At 69.8% G+C, this 16,905-nt stretch carries 15 protein-coding genes; 12 read left to right on the top strand and 3 right to left on the bottom strand.

Annotated features, from left to right (window positions below):
* Positions 1–31 precede the first annotated feature (31 nt).
* The 4 genes from FGL91_RS17895 (at position 32) to FGL91_RS17880 (ending at position 4,542) form a co-directional block, all read left to right on the top strand.
* Positions 32–1,204 carry a heparan-alpha-glucosaminide N-acetyltransferase domain-containing protein gene (locus tag FGL91_RS17895; protein WP_227991721.1) on the top strand — a complete coding sequence of 391 codons (1,173 nt, stop codon included), beginning with the start codon at positions 32–34 and terminating at the stop codon, positions 1,202–1,204.
* Positions 1,205–1,213: 9 nt separating this feature from the next.
* Positions 1,214–2,050, top strand: a complete 837-nt coding sequence (locus FGL91_RS17890) for an aldo/keto reductase (protein ID WP_131491557.1) — start codon at positions 1,214–1,216, stop codon at positions 2,048–2,050.
* An 86-nt stretch (positions 2,051–2,136) separates the two neighbouring features.
* Positions 2,137–2,706 carry an FMN reductase gene (gene msuE, locus FGL91_RS17885; RefSeq protein WP_131491558.1) on the top strand — a complete coding sequence of 190 codons (570 nt, stop codon included), beginning with the start codon at positions 2,137–2,139 and terminating at the stop codon, positions 2,704–2,706.
* A gap of 33 nt (positions 2,707–2,739) precedes the next feature.
* Positions 2,740–4,542 carry a thioredoxin domain-containing protein gene (locus FGL91_RS17880; protein ID WP_131491559.1) on the top strand — a complete coding sequence of 601 codons (1,803 nt, stop codon included), beginning with the start codon at positions 2,740–2,742 and terminating at the stop codon, positions 4,540–4,542.
* Positions 4,543–4,545: 3 nt separating this feature from the next.
* On the opposite strand, the gene FGL91_RS17875 is transcribed toward FGL91_RS17880, so the two are convergent.
* The gene (locus FGL91_RS17875) at positions 4,546–4,764 is read right to left on the bottom strand and encodes a hypothetical protein (protein ID WP_131491560.1); all 219 of its coding nucleotides are present in this window, start codon (positions 4,762–4,764) and stop codon (positions 4,546–4,548) included.
* A 47-nt stretch (positions 4,765–4,811) separates the two neighbouring features.
* Entirely contained in the window at positions 4,812–6,365 is a 1,554-nt protein-coding gene (locus tag FGL91_RS17870) for a dolichyl-phosphate-mannose--protein mannosyltransferase (protein WP_153244523.1), read from the bottom strand.
* Positions 6,366–6,427: 62 nt separating this feature from the next.
* Between FGL91_RS17870 and rsmI the strand changes: the two genes are divergently transcribed.
* The 4 genes from rsmI (at position 6,428) to FGL91_RS17850 (ending at position 11,401) form a co-directional block, all read left to right on the top strand.
* Entirely contained in the window at positions 6,428–7,258 is an 831-nt protein-coding gene (rsmI, locus tag FGL91_RS17865; RefSeq protein WP_153244522.1) for a 16S rRNA (cytidine(1402)-2'-O)-methyltransferase, read from the top strand.
* A gap of 69 nt (positions 7,259–7,327) precedes the next feature.
* Complete coding sequence (locus FGL91_RS17860) at positions 7,328–8,869, top strand: molybdopterin-dependent oxidoreductase (RefSeq protein WP_153244521.1); 1,542 nt, start codon at positions 7,328–7,330, stop codon at positions 8,867–8,869.
* Positions 8,870–8,933: 64 nt separating this feature from the next.
* Positions 8,934–10,511 (top strand): methionine--tRNA ligase, encoded by a 1,578-nt coding sequence (gene metG / locus FGL91_RS17855; protein WP_153244520.1) that lies wholly within the window; start codon positions 8,934–8,936, stop codon positions 10,509–10,511.
* A 14-nt stretch (positions 10,512–10,525) separates the two neighbouring features.
* A complete protein-coding gene (locus FGL91_RS17850) occupies positions 10,526–11,401 on the top strand; it encodes a TatD family hydrolase (RefSeq protein WP_153244519.1) in 876 nt (291 codons plus the stop codon).
* 136 nt (positions 11,402–11,537) lie between these two features.
* On the opposite strand, the gene FGL91_RS17845 is transcribed toward FGL91_RS17850, so the two are convergent.
* The gene (locus FGL91_RS17845; RefSeq protein WP_194239268.1) at positions 11,538–12,797 is read right to left on the bottom strand and encodes an MFS transporter; all 1,260 of its coding nucleotides are present in this window, start codon (positions 12,795–12,797) and stop codon (positions 11,538–11,540) included.
* Positions 12,798–12,851: 54 nt separating this feature from the next.
* Between FGL91_RS17845 and rsmA the strand changes: the two genes are divergently transcribed.
* The 4 genes from rsmA to FGL91_RS17825 all read left to right on the top strand — a co-directional run bounded on the left by rsmA (position 12,852) and on the right by FGL91_RS17825 (position 16,878).
* Entirely contained in the window at positions 12,852–13,742 is an 891-nt protein-coding gene (gene rsmA, locus FGL91_RS17840; protein ID WP_153244518.1) for a 16S rRNA (adenine(1518)-N(6)/adenine(1519)-N(6))-dimethyltransferase RsmA, read from the top strand.
* Entirely contained in the window at positions 13,739–14,806 is a 1,068-nt protein-coding gene (gene mgrA, locus FGL91_RS17835) for an L-glyceraldehyde 3-phosphate reductase (protein ID WP_153244517.1), read from the top strand. Before rsmA ends, mgrA begins: the two co-directional genes overlap by 4 nt.
* A gap of 7 nt (positions 14,807–14,813) precedes the next feature.
* Positions 14,814–15,746 carry a 4-(cytidine 5'-diphospho)-2-C-methyl-D-erythritol kinase gene (locus FGL91_RS17830; RefSeq protein ID WP_131491566.1) on the top strand — a complete coding sequence of 311 codons (933 nt, stop codon included), beginning with the start codon at positions 14,814–14,816 and terminating at the stop codon, positions 15,744–15,746.
* 118 nt (positions 15,747–15,864) lie between these two features.
* Positions 15,865–16,878: a LacI family DNA-binding transcriptional regulator gene (locus FGL91_RS17825; protein WP_047519167.1), complete on the top strand. Its 1,014-nt coding sequence runs from the start codon at positions 15,865–15,867 to the stop codon at positions 16,876–16,878.
* Positions 16,879–16,905: the final 27 nt, after the last annotated feature.

Raw genomic sequence — 16,905 nt, 5'->3', positions numbered from 1 at the left:
TATGACGGGTTCGGCCCCCTACGATCAACGGGTGATCAACGCACTGCCTCCCGTCCGGTGGTTCCGCGAATTCGGGCGACCTCCGCGCATCCTCGGCCTCGATGTCGCCCGGGCCCTGGCCATCCTCGGCATGGTCGGAGCGCACATCGGCGAGACCGAGTCGTTCGACTGGTTCGAACCGTCGACGTGGACCTCTCTGGTGAACGGGCGTTCGTCGATCCTGTTCGCGGTGCTCGCCGGAGTCTCGATCGCGCTGATGACCGGGCGCAGCACGCTGCCTGAGCGCGAGCGCATCCCCGGCCTCCGACTGAATCTCATCGGCCGTGGTGCGGTGATCTTCGTGATCGGCCTGGCGCTCGAGATGCTGAACACCCCGATCGCGATCATCCTCACCCTTTACGGGCTCCTGTACGTCGCGGTGATCCCGTTCCTGCGCTGGCGGCCCTGGCAGTTGCTGCTCGCCGCCGCCGTGCTCGCGCTGCTCGGGCCCGCGCTGCTCGCGTTCCTGAACGCGGTGATGCTGCACCCCTTCGGGTCGGGCATCGGCTTCGTCCTGTACGGCACCTATCCGATCACGGTCTGGCTGGCGCTCGTCCTCGGCGGTATGGCCCTGGGGCGGATGCACGTGGAGCAGGTGCGCACCGCCGTGGTCGCGCTCGGCGTCGGTTTCGTATTGGCGGTCGCCGGGTACGGCCTCGGTGCCCTCGGACAGGCCGCGGGGATCACCGGCGCCGTCAGCGGGAGCTCGTCGTTCAGCGGGAGCTCGTCGTTCGAGGGGAGCTCGTCCGGGTGGGCGGAGTACCCGCAGGCGCTCGCCGAAGCGGATCCCGGGGGAGCGGTGCTCCTGGCCGTCTTCTCGGTCGATCCGCACAGCGGGGGAACGGCCGAGGTACTCGGCTCCGGGGGCTTCGCACTCGTCGTGATCGCGCTGTGTCTGCTGGCGAGTCGACCCTTGCGGGGGGTGCTGCTGCCGTTGGGAGCACTCGGATCCATGCCGTTGACGGCATACAGCGCGCATGTGCTCTCGATCGTCCTGGTGAGCGGACCCGGTGGGTTCTTCTCGAGCAACGATTTCTGGGCGGCGACCACGCTGGGGCTGCTGGTGCTCACGACGCTCTGGTCGATGTTCTTCGGGCGCGGTCCGCTGGAACGCCTGGTCGGGCGCGGCGCCGCGGCGATGGCGGCTGTCCCACACCGGTCCTAGGCTGGGGCGATGAGCATTCCTGCACTCGAACTGAACGACGGCAACTCCATCCCGCAACTCGGCTACGGCGTCTTCAAGGTGCCGCCGGCAGACACCGAGCGTGCGGTGAGCGAGGCGCTCGAAATCGGCTACCGCCACATCGACACCGCGGCGATCTACGGCAATGAAGAGGGCGTGGGCGCCGCCATCGCCTCCTCGGGCATCGCACGCGACGACCTGTTCATCACGACCAAGCTCTGGAACGACCGCCACCACGACGAGGAGCCGCGCGCGGCCATCGCCGAGAGTCTCGAGAAGCTCGGTCTGGAGAAGGTCGATCTGTACCTCGTGCACTGGCCCACGCCGGCCAAGGACGACTATGTGCACGCGTTCGCGAAGCTGGTCGAGCTGCGCGACGCAGGCCTCACCCGCAGCATCGGCGTCTCGAACTTCCTCGTGCCCCACCTGGAGCGCACGGTGAAGGAGACGGGCGTGGTTCCCGCAGTGAACCAGATCGAGCTGCACCCGGCCTACCAGCAGCGCGACGTGGTCGCCTGGGCCGACGCGAACGGCGTGCGCATCGAGGCATGGGGTCCGCTCGGGCAGGGCAAGTACGACTTGTTCGGGACGCCCGCGGTCGCGGATGCCGCCGCGGCGCACGGTGTCACCCCGGCACAGGCCGTGCTGCGCTGGCACCTGCAGAAGGGCATCATCGTGTTCCCGAAGTCGGTGCGCGCCGAGCGTCTGCGCGAGAACCTCGATGTGTTCGGCTTCGAACTGACCGACGCCGAGGTCGCGGCGATCGACGCCCTCGACCCGCTCGACGGCTCGGGCCGCGTGGGGTCGCACCCGGACGAGGTCAACTGACCCCGTGATACCGGGGCTCTCGGGCCCAGATGACGCCCCGTGTCGCCGTGCGCGACAGGGGGCGTCGTCGTGAGTACCGTCGAGGCATGACAGCTCCGTTCCGCGTCGTCGCCGTGTCGGGATCCCTGCACGAGCCCAGCAAGACCACCGCCCTGGTCCGCGCGATCACGGCCGCCGTTGCCGAGCGCGCCGACGTCGAGGCGCAGCTCATCGAGCTGACGCAGATCGGTCCCGGGCTGGCGGGTGCGCTGCACCGTGACCAGCTGGCGCCGGAGGTCGAAGCGCAGTTGCAGGCGATCGAATCCGCCGACCTGCTCATCGTGGGCAGCCCCGTCTACCGAGCCTCGTTCACCGGGCTCTTCAAGCACCTGTTCGACTTCGTCGGTCAATACGACCTCGTGGGAAAGCCCGTGCTGCTCGCCGCGACCGGCGGCGGGGAGAAGCACGCCCTGATCATCGAGCACCAGCTGCGGCCGTTGTTCGCGTTCTTCCAGGCGCTCACCCTTCCGCTCGGGGTGTACGCGAGCAACACGGACTTCGACGGCTACGAGATCGCTTCCGACGTGCTGCGCGCCCGCATCGCGCTGGCCGCGGATCGTGCCCTGCCTCTGGTCGGCTACGCGGCCTCCCGTCCGGTGGAGCTGCTGGTCGGCTGAGCGCGTCACCGTCGCGCGGCGTAGCGTGAAGGCATGACCAACCGGCTCGCCGACACCCTCAGTCCGTACCTCCGTGCGCATGCCGACAACCCCGTCGACTGGTATCCGTGGGGCGAGGAAGCGTTCGCGGAGGCGAGGCGACGCGATGTGCCGCTGTTGATCTCGATCGGCTACTCGACCTGTCACTGGTGTCACGTGATGGCACGCGAATCGTTCGCGGACCCGGAGACCGCCGCGCGGATCAACGAGGGCTTCGTCGCGGTCAAGGTCGATCGCGAGGAGCATCCGCAGGTCGACGGTGCCTACATGGCCGCGGCTTCGGCGTTCACCCAGAACCTCGGTTGGCCGCTCACGGTCTTCGCCACCCCGCGCGGGCGCACCTTCTTCGCCGGCACCTACTGGCCGCCGGAGGCTCGGCCGCCGATGCCGGCGTTCCGTGACGTCCTCGCCGCGGTCGGGGAGGCGTGGACGCTACGGCGGGTGCAGGCAGAGGAGTCGGCGGATGCCGTGACCGATGCGCTCACCCGTGCGGCGGAGGCCACGCCGTCCGAACTCCCGGACGTGGTCGCGATCGCGACGGCTGCGGAGTCGATCGCCCAGCGGGAAGATCAGCAGTTCGGTGGCTTCGGCGGCGCCCCGAAGTTCCCCGTCGCCACCACCTTGCGATTCCTGCAGCATCCGCTCGTGCGGGAGGGTGCTCCGGAGGCGGGGGCGTCAGCGGGGCGCGCGCTCGCCGCGATGACCCGATCGGACCTGCGCGATGCCGACGGCGGGTTCTTCCGCTACGCCACCCAGCGCGACTGGACGGTGCCGCACTACGAGCGGATGCTGACCGACAACGCGCAGATGCTCGACGTCGCGCGCGACGCGGGGGAGGAGGACCTCGTCCGCGGGATCGTGTCATTCCTGACCGGGGTCCTGCAGCGAGACGGCGGCGGGTTCGGTGCCGCCCAGGATTCGGAGTCGTGGGTCGAGGGCGCTCGCAGCGAGGGCGGGTACTACCGGCGTGCGCTGCCCGAACGTGCGGGCCTTGCGCCGCCCGCTGTCGACGGCAAGGTGATCACCGGGTGGAACGGCCTCGCGATCGGTGCGCTCGCCCGGGCCGGGGCGACCTTCGGAGAGCGGAGCTGGATCGATGCCGCCGCGTCCGCCGCCGACGAGGTGCTGCGGGTCAACCGCGATGCCGACGGCGCTCTCGTGCGCGCGTCCTTCGAGGGGCGGGCCTCTGCCGCGGTCGCGACCGCGGCAGATCGTGGCCTTCTCGCCGACGGTCTGTTCGCTCTGGCCCTGGCCACCGGCGAGGCGACCTGGGCGGTGGCGGCCCGCGGGATCCTCGACGACGCACTGGAGGGCACAGCGGGTGAGGATCCGTTGCTGTCGGCCCAAGGGATCGCGACCTCGCCCGACCAGACCGACGGCGACCTGCCCTCGGATGCCGCGGCCGTCGCCGGCGCCGCACTGACTGCCTGGTGGCTGGGAGCGGGGGACCGGTATCGCGCCGCTGCCGTGTCGACGGTGAGCATGCTGGCCGCGCGGGCGCTGGAGCAGCCCTTCGCCCACGGCACCCTGCTGCGGGTGGCTGCGGGCCTCGCGATCCCGCCGCGCCAACTCGTCGTGGTCACCGGCGCGCGCGACAGTGCGCTCGGCCTCGCGGGCAGGGGTGCGGATGCCGAAGTCGTCGCCGTGGTCGCGCCCGATCAGGCGCGGGCGTTCACGGATGCCGGATTCAGCCTGTTCGAGGGCAAGGACGCGGTGGCGGAACGCGCCTATGACTGCCGCGCGTTCGTGTGCCGGTTGCCCGTGAGTGACCCGGCCGAGGTGTCGATCGGGCGGTGACGGTCAGTTCTGGTTGCGCGGATGCCGGCGGGCGGTGCGCTCGTTGCCGCGGCGGTAGTTCCCGGTCACGCGCGCCATCAGCAGCTGCGCGTCGCCGCTCGCGGCCTGCGCGAGGAACTCCTGGGCCCGTGCGCCGCGCAGCACGGTCGCGGTGACGCCGCGATGGCGGATGACGACGTCGTCACCGCGCACCGCGAACTCGAATCCGGAGGGGCTGCCCATGCGGCGAGCCTAGCGCCCGGTGATTCGGTGGCTCGACGGCGCGGTGCTCACACCCAGCCGGGCAGCCAGTTGTGCAGCAGCCAGAACTGGTACGGCACGCTCATCCCGGTCCACAGCGGCAGGAAGAACACCGACACGAGAACGACGAACGCGAGGAAGATCAGCACCGTGCGCTCGCCGGACTGCCGACGGTACAAGGGGTCTTCGCGTCGTCCGGCGATGATCCGCAGCGTCATGGCGAGCGCGAGCACGAGGAACGGCATCATCACCACCGTGTAGAACTGGAAGATCGTGCGCTCGGGGAACATCAGCCACGGGAGGTAGGTCACCGCCAAGCCGACCAGGGGGACGGTCAGCGCGGGCGCGATCGGCTGCCGGGTGATCCAGCTCCGCACCAGCCGGTAGAGCAGGTACACCGCTGCCGCCACCCCGCCGTACCAGATGAGCGGATTCGGGACGGCGGAGATCACGCCGATGCAATGGTCCGTGCCGCAGCCGGTGGGATCGGAATCCACCCAGACCGCCGTCGGGCGCAGCAGGAACGGCCACTCCCAGGCGGGACTCGCGTAGGGGTGTCCGCGGCTCAGGCCGACGTGGAAGCCGAGCATCGACTCGTGGTACTTCCACAGCGCGAGCAGCGGGTTCGGGTCGCTCTGCCGGTCGTAGCCCCCCGAGGTCAGGAGCCACCCCGTCCAGCTGACCAGGTACACGGCCAGCGCGGGGAAGACGAAAAGGACGAACGAGACCGGCCCCTGCCGGAACGCGGCGGCGGTCGGCCACAGCACCACGCCGGCCCGACGCCTCGCCAACGCGTCGGTCACCACGACGTAGAGGCCGAAACCGGCGAGGACGTACAAGCCCGACCACTTCACGGCAGAAGCCGCACCCAGGGCGGCACCGGCGGCGATCAGCCACGGCCGGCGCCACAGCACCGGCCCCCAGAACGGGTCGGGCGCCTCGGGATCGCGTCGCTCGAGCTGCGGGATCGTGCGCTGCCGATCGATGAGGACGAACAGCACGCCGAGCAGGACGAAGAACGTCAGGATGCCGTCGAGCAGCGCGATCCGGCTCATCACGATGCTCAGGCCGTCGATCGCCAGCAGCGTTCCGGCGACGGATGCCACGACCACAGATCCGCTCAGACGCCGGGCGATCAGATACACCAGGAGGACCGAGCCCGCTCCGAGGATCGCGGTGGCCAGACGCCATCCGCCGCTGTTCTCGGGCCCGCCGACCGCCATGCCCAGCGCGATGAGCCACTTGCCGAGCGGGGGATGCACGATGAACGAGCCCGCATCCGAGAGCGGGAGGCTCTGCCCGGTCGCGAACGCCTCGTTCGCCTCGCCACCCCAGGTGCCCTCGTAGCCGAGCGTCCACAGGGACCAGGCGTCCTTGACGTAGTAGGTCTCATCGAAGGCGAGCTCATGCGGGTGGGACACGCCGACCAGGCGCAGCACCGCGGCCACTGCGGTGATCACCAGCGGCGCGAGCCACCGGATCGCGCGGCCCCAGTCCGGGTCCTGCAGCAGCCGGTCCCGCAACCGTCCGTAGTGCGTCAGCCGCGCCTCGGGGGCGGGCAGGAGCGGGTCAGGCGCGGTCACCGCTCCAGCCTAGACAACGCCCCTTCCGGGGGAGCTGCATCCGGCGCGCCTAAGCTGGGCGGGTGATCATCCTCGCCGCCACCCCGATCGGAAACCTGGGCGACGCGTCGCGACGCCTCGTGGAGGTGCTGGAGAACGCGGAGGTCGTCGTCGCGGAAGACACCCGCACCACGCAGCGTCTGCTCAAGGCACTGCAGATCGACAACCGTCCTCGTCTGATCGCACTGCACGACCACAACGAGAAGCAGAAGGCCGCCGAACTGGCTGCGCTCGCGGCGGAGACCGACATCGTGGTGATGAGCGACGCAGGAATGCCGACCGTCAGCGACCCCGGCTACGGGCTGGTGGCGGAGGCCGTGGCGCAGGGGGTCACCGTCACCGCGATCCCCGGTCCGAGCGCTGTGCTGATGGCGCTCGCGATCTCGGGACTTCCGACCGATCGCTTCACGTTCGAGGGGTTTCTCCCGCGCAAGCCGGGGGAGCGGCGATCGAGCCTTCGCGCCCTGGCCGCCGAGCCGCGCACCATGGTCTTCTTCGAGTCTCCGGCCCGGCTCGCGAGCGCTCTCGCCGACATGGGCGCTGCGTTCGGCGACGAGCGGCGGATCGCGGTGTGCCGTGAGCTCACGAAGCTGTACGAGGAGGTCCGCCGTGGCACCGCGGCCGAGCTCCAGGAGTGGGCCGAGAACGGCGTGAAGGGCGAGATCGTCGTCGTCGTCGAAGGAGCCGCGCACCGGGATGCCTCCCCGAAAGATGCTCTGGCGCAGGTGCAGAGGCTGGTCGCGGAAGGCGTCCGCTTGAAGGACGCGTCCTCCGAGGTCGCCGCGCTGACCGGTCTCTCCTCCCGCGACCTCTACCAGGCCGCCCTCGCCGCCCGCTCCGGGGCCGGTGCCTGAGATCGCCACGACTGCGGTTCGTAAGAATTGCGGGGAATCCGGGAACGTCCGCCGCGTTACCCTCAGGTCATGACGAACCCGACGCGTGCGACGAGGGAGGACACGTTCCGCGCCGCCGCAGCGGGGTTGAGCGCATCGTTCCTCGCCGTCGGCCTGGCGGAACTCGTCGCCGCGGTGGTGGAGCCGAGCGCGAGCCCGTTCGCCGTGATCGGGAGCGGGCTCATCGACCTCGCTCCGAGCTGGGCGAAGGACACCGCCATCGCGCTGTTCGGCACCGGTGACAAGGCGGCCCTGATCGGGGGCATCGCCGTGGTGCTCGTGGTCGTCGCCGCTGTCGCGGGAATCCTGGAGCGACGACGGTCCGGTGTCGGTGCCGTGGTCCTGGGAGCGCTCGGCGCTCTCGCCGTCGTCGCGGCGATGGTTCGCCCCGGCGCGGGGCCGTTCGCCTGGCTGCCCGGGCTGGTCGCCGGTCTCGTCGCCGTGGTCGTCCTGCGCCTCCTGATCGCCCGACTGCGTCCGGTCGCAGGGCTCGGACCCGACGACGAGGACCGGAGACGATTCCTGCGGTGGACCGCGGGTGTCGCCGCGGCGGGTGCCGTCGCGCTCATCGTCGGCAACGTCGCGCGCGGCGCGAGCCGATCGATCGAAGCGGTCCGCGACGCGCTGCGGCTGCCCTCGGCGGCACGCGCAGCAGCGGCGGTTCCCGCCGGTGCCGAGCTGGGTATCCCCGGCCTCGCCCCTGTCGTCACTCCGAACGCGGACTTCTACCGCATCGACACCGCGCTCATCGTGCCGCGGGTGGACCCGGCCGACTGGTCGCTGCGCATCCACGGGATGGTCGAGCGCGAGATGGAGATCACCTGGGGCGAGTTGCTCGCGATGCCGATGCAGGAGTCCGACGTCACGCTCGCGTGCGTGTCGAACGAGGTCGGCGGATCCCTGATCGGCAATGCGCGCTGGCTCGGGCTCCCCGTGCGGGATCTGCTCGCGCGCGCGGGCGTCGACGCCGATGCGGACATGGTGCTCTCGACCTCGGCCGACGGGTTCACGGCGTCCACACCGATCGAGGCCCTCACCGACGACCGCGATGCGCTGCTCGCGATCGGGATGAACGGCGAGCCGCTGCCGATCGAACACGGCTTCCCGGTGCGGATGGTGGTGCCGGGGCTCTACGGCTACGTGTCCGCCACGAAGTGGGTCACGCAACTGGAGGTGACGCGGTTCGACCGCGCCACCGCCTATTGGACGACACGCGGATGGTCCGAGCGCGGACCCATCAAGCTGCAGTCGCGCATCGACGTCCCTCGCCGGGGGCAGCAGGTCACCGCGGGGGATGCGGTCATCGCGGGGATGGCCTGGCAGCAGCACGTCGGCATCGCGGGAGTGGAGGTGCGTATCGACGACGGGCCGTGGCGCGCGGCCGAGCTCGCGACCGCGATCTCGGCCGACACGTGGGTGCAGTGGAGCCTCGACTGGGTCGCGGAGAGCGGCACGCACACCATCGAGTGCCGGGCGCTCAACGTCGACGGCGAGACGCAGACATCCGATCCTGCGGCTCCCGCCCCCGACGGCGCACAGGGTTGGCATCGCATCGACGTCTCGGTGGCCTGAGCGCGGGATGCGACCGCCGCCCACACGGCGTAACCACGCCCCGCATCCCACCTAGAATTGCTCCATGCCCGCAGGCGAATCGTTCTACATCACCACACCCATCTACTACCCGTCCGACGTGCCCCACATCGGCCACGGGTACACGACGGTGGCCGTCGACACGCTCGCACGGTGGCACCGCCAGGCGGGCGACGACACCTGGATGCTCACGGGCACCGACGAGCACGGCCAGAAGATGCTGCGGGCGGCCGCGGCGAACAACGTCACGCCGCAGGAGTGGGTCGACAAGCTCGTCAGCGAGAGCTGGTTCCCGCTGCTGACGACGCTCGACGTCGCCAACGACGACTTCATCCGCACCACCCAGGAGCGCCACGAGACGAACGTGCAGACGTTCTTCCAGCGCCTGTACGACCGCGGCTACATCTATGCGGGCGAGTACGAGGCTCTCTACTGCGTGGGCTGCGAGGAGTTCAAGCCCGAGTCGGAGATCGTCGACGGCACCGGTCCCTTCGAGGGCCTGAAGGTGTGCGCCATCCACTCGAAGCCGCTGGAGCTGCTGCAGGAGAAGAACTACTTCTTCAAGCTCAGCGAGTTCCAGGACCGGCTGCTCGAGCTCTACAAGACGCGACCCGACTTCGTGCGCCCGGACTCGGCGCGCAACGAGGTGGTGTCGTTCGTGAGCCAGGGCCTCAAAGACCTGTCGATCTCGCGGTCGACCTTCGACTGGGGCATCCCGCTCCCGTGGGACGAGTCGCACGTCATCTACGTGTGGGTCGATGCGCTCCTGAACTACGCCACGGCCGTCGGCTACGGCTCCGATGAAGAGACCTTCGAGCGTCGCTGGCCCGCCTACCACGTGGTCGGCAAGGACATCCTGCGCTTCCACGCCGTCATCTGGCCGGCTCTGCTGATGGCGGCCGGTCTCGAGGTGCCGCAGGGCGTCTTCGCGCACGGCTGGCTGCTGGTCGGCGGCGAGAAGATGTCGAAGTCGAAGCTGACCGGCATCGCGCCGACCGAGATCACCGATGTCTTCGGGTCCGACGCCTACCGCTTCTACTTCCTCTCCGCGATCGCCTTCGGACAGGACGGGTCCTTCTCGTGGGAAGACCTGTCCGCCCGCTACCAGGCTGAGCTCGCCAACGGCTTCGGCAACCTGGCTTCGCGTACGACGGCGATGATCGAGAAGTACTTCGAGGGCATCGTGCCGCCGGCGGCCGACTACACCGAGAAGGACCTCGCCATCCAGAAGATCGTCGCGGAGGCGGCGGCGAACGCGGATGCGGCGGTCACGCAGTTCCGCATCGACGAGGCCATCGCCGCGATCTGGACGATCGTCGACGCCCTCAACGGCTACATCACCGAGAACGAGCCGTGGGCGCTGGCCCGCGACGAGGACCAGCGCGCGCGCCTGGGCACGGTGCTCTACACCTGCGCGGAGGGGCTGCGCGCACTCGCCGTGCTGCTGTCGCCCGTGATGCCGCAGTCGACCGAGAAGCTCTGGATCGCGCTCGGTGCTGCGGAGACCCTGGGCCGTCTGCAGGATCAGCCGATCCGCGAGGCCGGAGCCTGGGGCGTGCTGCGCCCCGGGACCAGCGTCAACGGCCTCGCACCGCTGTTCCCGCGGGTGGAGTCCACGGCCTGAGCCGGTCGGACGAGATGGCGGACACCTATGTGCGCGAGCGCTCGGGCGACGGACGCAAGGATCTGAAGTACCCGGCCGCCCCCGAGCCGCTGACGGTTCCGGTGTACGACAACCATGCGCACCTGGAGATTGTCGACGGCGACGAGCCGCTGTCGCTGACCGAGCAGCTCGATCGGGCGGCGGCGGTGGGCATCGCCGGTGTCGTGCAGGCCTCCGGCGACATCGAGTCCTCGCGGTGGGCCGTCGAGGCCGCGGCCGCCGATCCGCGAGTCCTGGCTGCGGTCGCGATCCATCCGAACGACGCGCCGACGTATGCGGAGGAGGGGCGTCTCGACGAGGCGATCGCGGTGATCGACGAACTCGCCGCGCATCCGCGCACCCGCGCGATCGGCGAGACCGGGCTCGATTTCTTCCGCACGGAGCCGGAGCGACGGGCTCCGCAGTTCGAGTCGTTCGAGGCGCACATCGATCTCGCGAAGAAGCACGGCATCGCCATGCAGATCCACGATCGGGATGCGCACGACGCGGTGCTGGAGACCCTCGCCCGTGTCGGTGCTCCGGAGCGGACGGTCTTCCACTGCTTCTCGGGAGATGACGCGATGGCGCGCATCTGCGCGGACGCCGGCTACCACCTGTCGTTCGCGGGCAACGTCACGTTCAAGAACGCCCAGAACCTGCGCGACGCGCTGAAGGTCACGCCCCTCGATCGCCTCCTGGTCGAGACGGATGCGCCGTTCCTCACCCCCGTGCCACTGCGGGGCCGACCGAACGCGCCCTACCTCGTCCCGATCACGGTGCGTTTCATGGCGGCCGAGCTCGGTGTGGACGTGGATGAGCTGTGTGCCCAGCTCGCCGAGAACACGCTCAGGATCTACGGTTCGTTCGTCTGAAGCTGTTCCACCGGCTTCGCAGTACACGTGTCGGGAGTTTGCTCATATGTCGGAGCAAAAGGGCGATTCCTCCCGACAAGCGCCCATCCTCCCGACAAGTGCGCAGCGGATACCCGGTCGGCGAGGGGCGGAAGGATCAGGCGGCGTCGATCGGATCGGGATCGGCAACCGGCTTCGCGCTCACGATGTGCGAGATCGGCTTCCACACCAGCAGCAGTGTGAGTGCCGCGCCGCCGAACGCGAACCACCACGGGGCGGTCAGGCCCCAGACCTGGGCGATCACGCCGCCGAGCGCCTGCCCGACGATCATGCCGCCGAAGACTCCGACCATGTTCACGGAGGCCACGCGACCCTGAAGCTCAGCCGGGACCAGCCGCTGCCGGACGGTGGTCGAGATCGTCGCCCACACGAACGCGTACGCGCCGAAGAAGAACATGATGACCAGCGCGACCCAGCCGGTGGTGGTCAGCGCGAACGACAGATGCATGAGCACTTCGAGCGAGAGCACGATGCGCATCAGGGTGGCGAAGGACACGTGCCGTTCGAGCCACCCGAAGCTGAGGGTCGCGAGGATCCCGCCCGCCGCCGATGCGGTCGTGAGTGCCCCGTACCCGACCGCGCCCATCTGCAGGTGTTCCGTCGCGTAGAGCACGAGCACACCCCAGGGGGCTGCCCACGTGATGTTGAAAACGAGGATGATCAGCACGAGCATCCGCACCGGGGGATTGCGCCACAGCCACCGCAGCCCCTCGGCGATGTCGGTGTGCACGGGCGAGTGGGCCTCGGCGTCTCGGGGCGGCACGGGCGTCTTCGCCATGCGGGAGATGAGGACGACCGCGAGTGCCACGCACACCGCTTCGAGCAGGAACGGCCAGGCCATGCCCGCGGCGAACAGGAACGCGCCCAGCGGGGGACCGGCGAACTGATTCGCGACCAGATAGCCGGCCTGCAGGCGGGCATTGCCGATGCCGAGGTCGGCGGGCTTCACGAGCATCGGCAGGAGGGTGCTCCCCGTCGTGTCGACGAACACCTCGGCGGTGCCGTACAGGAAGGCGACGGCGAGCACGATCCAGATGTTCGCGACGCCCGTGACGAGGAACACGCACAGCGCGACGAGGACCACCGCGCGTGCGGCGTTCGCGAGCATGACCAGGCGGCGACGGTCGAAGCGGTCGGCGATCGCCCCCGCGTGCAGGCCGAAGAGCAGCCACGGGAGGAACTGCAGGATCGCCCCCGTCGCCACCAGCATGGGCGATGACGTCATGGATGCGATCAGCAGGGGAGCGGCGGCGAGGGCCACTCCGTCACCGACGTTGCTGGTCCACGACGACGCGAGCAGCCAGCGGAAATCCCGGCCCATGCGACGTGGGGCGACGATCTCTCCGAGTGATGGCACCAGAGAAGACTACTGACGGCGGGGGACATCTGCCGCGTGGGGGACAATGGGAGGATGACCGTCACCCTGCTCGGCGCCACCGAGATCCGCCGCCTCGCCGCTGAGCTCGATGTCACTCCGACGAAGAAGCTCGGCCAGAACTTCGTCACGGACGCCAACACCGTCCGCAAGATCGTGCAGGCGGCCCGCGTGCAGCCGAGCGAGCGCGTGGTCGAGGTCGGCCCCGGACTCGGCTCGCTCACGCTGGCGATCCTGGAGACCGGGGCTTCGGTCACCGCAGTCGAGATCGATCATCGCCTCGCCGCGCGACTCGCCGAGACCGCCGCCGCGCACGGCGTGGAGGCCGAGCGGCTCACGGTCGTGGACGCCGACGCCCTGCGCATCACCGAACTGCCCGGAGAGCCGACCGTGCTGGTCGCGAACCTCCCGTACAACGTGTCGGTGCCGGTGCTGCTGCACTTCCTCGAGAGTTTCCCCTACCTGCAACGCGGCGTGGTGATGGTCCAGGCCGAGGTCGCCGAGAGGCTCGCCGCCGAGCCGGGCTCCAAGATCTACGGGTCGCCCAGCGTCAAGGCCGCCTGGTACGGCGAGTGGAAGCTCTCCGGCACCGTCTCCCGCCAGGTGTTCTGGCCGGTGCCGAACGTCGACAGTCTGCTCGTCGGCTTCGACCGTTCCGAAGGGGAGCGGGGGACCGAGGAGGAGCGTCGCCGCACGTTCCGGATCGTCGATGCGGCATTCAATCAGCGCCGCAAGATGCTCCGCCAGGCTCTGTCGGGGATCTTCGGCAGCTCCGCAGCGGCGTCCGACGTGTTGATCGCCGCCGGTGTCGCACCGACGGCGCGGGGCGAAGACCTCACCGTCGAGGACTACCACCGGATCGCGCAGCAGGCGGCGTCCGATGTCCTCGACGACGACGTCGCCTCACCCAGTAATCTGGCACCGTGACCGACTCCCCCCGCTTCCGCCCCGATGTCCCCGAGCTGCACCGTCCGTATGCCGCGGACGAGAGCCGCTATCAGCAGTTCGCCTACCGCCAGGTCGGCACGTCCGGCCTGTATCTGCCCCCGATCTCGCTCGGGCTGTGGTGGAACTTCGGTGACAACATCCCGCTCGACAACCAACGCGCACTGCTGCGCCACGCGTTCGACCGCGGCATCACGCACTTCGATCTGGCGAACAACTACGGCCCGCCCTACGGCTCGGCCGAGAAGAACTTCGGTCGCATCTTCGCGGAGGACTTCCGTCCGTACCGCGACGAGCTGATCATCTCGTCGAAGGCCGGCTGGGATATGTGGCCCGGCCCCTACGGCGACTTCGCGAGCCGCAAGTACATCCTCGCCAGCGCCGAGCAGTCGCTGACCCGCATGGGCCTCGACTACGTCGACATCTTCTACTCGCACCGGGTCGACCCGGTCACCCCGATCGCCGAGACGATCGGGGCGCTCGACACCCTCGTGCGTCAGGGCAAGGCGCTCTACGTGGGCATTTCGTCCTACAGTGCTGAGCGCACGGCCGAGGCCGTCGCGGTCGCGAAGGACCTCGGCACGCCGCTGGTCATCCACCAGCCCGCGTACTCGATCCTCAACCGCTGGGTGGAAGACGGCCTGACCGACACCCTCGAGCAGTCGGGCCTGGGTGCGATCGCCTTCACGCCGCTGGCACAGGGGCTGTTGACCGACAAGTACCTGGGGGACGGCACGGCGGAGCGTGCGCAGAAGCGCGGTTCGCTGCCGGACGGGCACCTCACCGACGAGGCCGTGCAGACGCTGCGAGCGCTGAACGAGGTCGCGCAGGGGCGTGGTCAGTCCCTCGCCCAGCTCGCGCTGCAGTGGACGCTGCGCAACCCCGTCGTGGCTTCCGCCCTGATCGGCGCCTCGCGTCCCGAACAGCTCGACGAGAACATCGCCGCGGTGAACGGACCCGCCTTCCAGACGGAGGAGCTCGCCCGCATCGACGAGCTGGCCGGCGCGATCGACGTGAATCTGTGGGCGAAGTCCTCGGAACTGTGATCCGCTCATGAGCCTCGCCGCGTCCACCGACTCCGTGCACGTACGCGCACCGGGCAAGATCAATGTCTTCCTCGGGGTCGGCGGTCGGCACGACGACGGGTATCACGCGCTGGCGACGGTCTTCCAGGCGGTGTCCCTCTACGAAGACGTCATCGCGCGCCCCGCTGACGAGTTCTCGGTCACCGTCTCCGGGGTGGAGGATGTCGACTCGGTTCCGCTGGACGACCGCAACTTGGCGATGCGCGCGGCCAAGCTCCTCGCCGTCGCCGTGGATCATCGAGGCGGCGTCGCCCTCGAGATCCGCAAGAGCGTGCCGGTCGCCGGCGGCATGGGCGGAGGCTCGGCGGATGCCGCTGCCGCCCTAGTCGCCTGCGATGCGCTGTGGGGAACGGGGTTGTCACAGGCACGGCTGCACGACCTCGCCGCCCGTCTCGGCGCGGATGTGCCGTTCGCCCTGCACGGCGGCACCGCGGTCGGAACCGGGCGCGGCGACCAGTTGAACCCGGCACTCGCCCGCGGACGCTTCGACTGGATCCTGGTGCCCAGTGAGGAGGGCTTGTCGACGCCCGTCGTCTACGGGCGCCTCGACCAGTTGCGCGAGGAGGAGGGCGCGCTCGCCGATGATCCGCCGCTGTCGCTCGACGTGCCGATCCCGGTCCTGCAGGCGCTCCGGTCGGGCGACCCGGGGCAGCTCGCCGCCTGTCTCGAGAACGATCTGCAGCCCGCAGCCCTCTCCGAGCGTCCCGATCTCGCCGACACGATCGCGCAGGGGGTCGCCGCCGGAGCATTGCAAGGCATCGTGTCCGGCTCGGGGCCGACCGTGGCGCTCCTGTGCCCCGATCCGGAGACGGCCCAAGACGTGCAGTCCGCTCTGCGGGCGTCCGGATTCGATCCCCTGCACGTGCACGGCCCGGTTCCGGGCGCCCGCATCATCGGCTGACCGACGGTGCCCGCGGACGACCGTCCTGCGCAGCGACCGTGCTCGAAAGATGCACCTGCGCGCCCCGGCAGACATAATGAAGTGACGATGTGACCGTGCACACGCGAGGAGGCACCTGATGTCCAGTGCAGCCGAGCGTGCGCGGCAGCCGAGCATCCGCGATGTCGCCCGCCTCGCCGGGGTGTCTCATCAGACGGTCTCCCGCGTCCTGAACGACCACCCGAGCATCCGCCCCGAGACGAAGGCCAAGGTCCTCGACGCGATCTCCGTGCTCGACTATCGGCCGAACCTCGCCGCCCGCGCTTTGGTGACCAGCAAGTCGAATGTGCTCGGGATCCTGTCCGCGACGATCGGGGAGTTCGGGCCGACCTCCTCGATCGCGGGCATCGAGGATGCGGCGCGCGAGGAAGGCTACGCGGTCTCGACCCTCAACCTCCCGGCGACGACGCCGGAGGCGATCGGCAATGCGGTGCGCCAGCTGGCGCGCGAGCAGGTGGACGGCATCGTGGTGCTCGCCCCGCAGGTGCGTGTGTTCCATGTCCTCCGCGGTATGTCGGTGGACATGCCTTTCGTCACGCTGCAGACCGCGTCGGGATCCGACGGGGTGAGCCTGTCGGCGGATCAGGTGGCGGGGGCCCGGGCGGCCACGGAGCATCTGATCTCCCTCGGCCACAGCGACATCCTGCACCTCGCGGGCCCGCAGGACTGGATCGAGGCGGAGTCGCGCATGCGCGGCTACCTCGACGGTCTGCGTGAGGCGGATCTGCCGACGTTCCCGCCGATCCGTGGGGACTGGACCGCCGACTTCGGGTACTTCGCGGGCAAGGAGCTCTCGCGACGGCGGGACTTCACGGCGGTGTTCGCTGCCAACGACCTGATGGCGATCGGGCTCATGCACGGCTTCCGCGACGCCGGACTCCGTGTGCCGCACGACGTGAGCGTGATCGGGTTCGACGACATCCCGGTCGCCGCGCATGTGGCTCCCACACTGAGCACGGTTCATCAGGACTTCCCCGAGCTGGGCCGGCGCGCCGTGCGGATCCTCCTCGCACAGATCCGCGGCGAGGAAGCCCCGGCGTTCGGCCCCTTGCAGACGGTCCTGCGCGCGCGCGAGTCCGCCGCCGCTCGCTGACGGGTTCGTACCGCGCTCCGCGCGACG

Origin of the sequence: Microbacterium sp. CBA3102, from assembly GCF_007954505.1 — a bacterium.
GTDB classification, from domain to species: domain Bacteria; phylum Actinomycetota; class Actinomycetes; order Actinomycetales; family Microbacteriaceae; genus Microbacterium; species Microbacterium aurugineum.
The sequence above is the reverse complement of the archived record's forward strand: the minus strand, read 5'-3'. Positions and strand labels throughout refer to the sequence as shown.

Bases quoted from the DNA above. Each gene is read 5' to 3' on its own strand.
- FGL91_RS17890 (WP_131491557.1), top strand. From the start codon at position 1,214: ATGAGCATTCCTGCACTCGAACTGAACGACGGCAACTCCATCCCGCAA.
- msuE (WP_131491558.1), top strand. From the start codon at position 2,137: ATGACAGCTCCGTTCCGCGTCGTCGCCGTGTCGGGATCCCTGCACGAG.
- FGL91_RS17880 (WP_131491559.1), top strand. From the start codon at position 2,740: ATGACCAACCGGCTCGCCGACACCCTCAGTCCGTACCTCCGTGCGCAT.
- FGL91_RS17875 (WP_131491560.1), bottom strand. From the start codon at position 4,764: ATGGGCAGCCCCTCCGGATTCGAGTTCGCGGTGCGCGGTGACGACGTC.
- FGL91_RS17860 (WP_153244521.1), top strand. From the start codon at position 7,328: ATGACGAACCCGACGCGTGCGACGAGGGAGGACACGTTCCGCGCCGCC.
- metG (WP_153244520.1), top strand. From the start codon at position 8,934: ATGCCCGCAGGCGAATCGTTCTACATCACCACACCCATCTACTACCCG.
- FGL91_RS17850 (WP_153244519.1), top strand. From the start codon at position 10,526: ATGGCGGACACCTATGTGCGCGAGCGCTCGGGCGACGGACGCAAGGAT.
- rsmA (WP_153244518.1), top strand. From the start codon at position 12,852: ATGACCGTCACCCTGCTCGGCGCCACCGAGATCCGCCGCCTCGCCGCT.
- FGL91_RS17830 (WP_131491566.1), top strand. From the start codon at position 14,814: ATGAGCCTCGCCGCGTCCACCGACTCCGTGCACGTACGCGCACCGGGC.
- FGL91_RS17825 (WP_047519167.1), top strand. From the start codon at position 15,865: ATGTCCAGTGCAGCCGAGCGTGCGCGGCAGCCGAGCATCCGCGATGTC.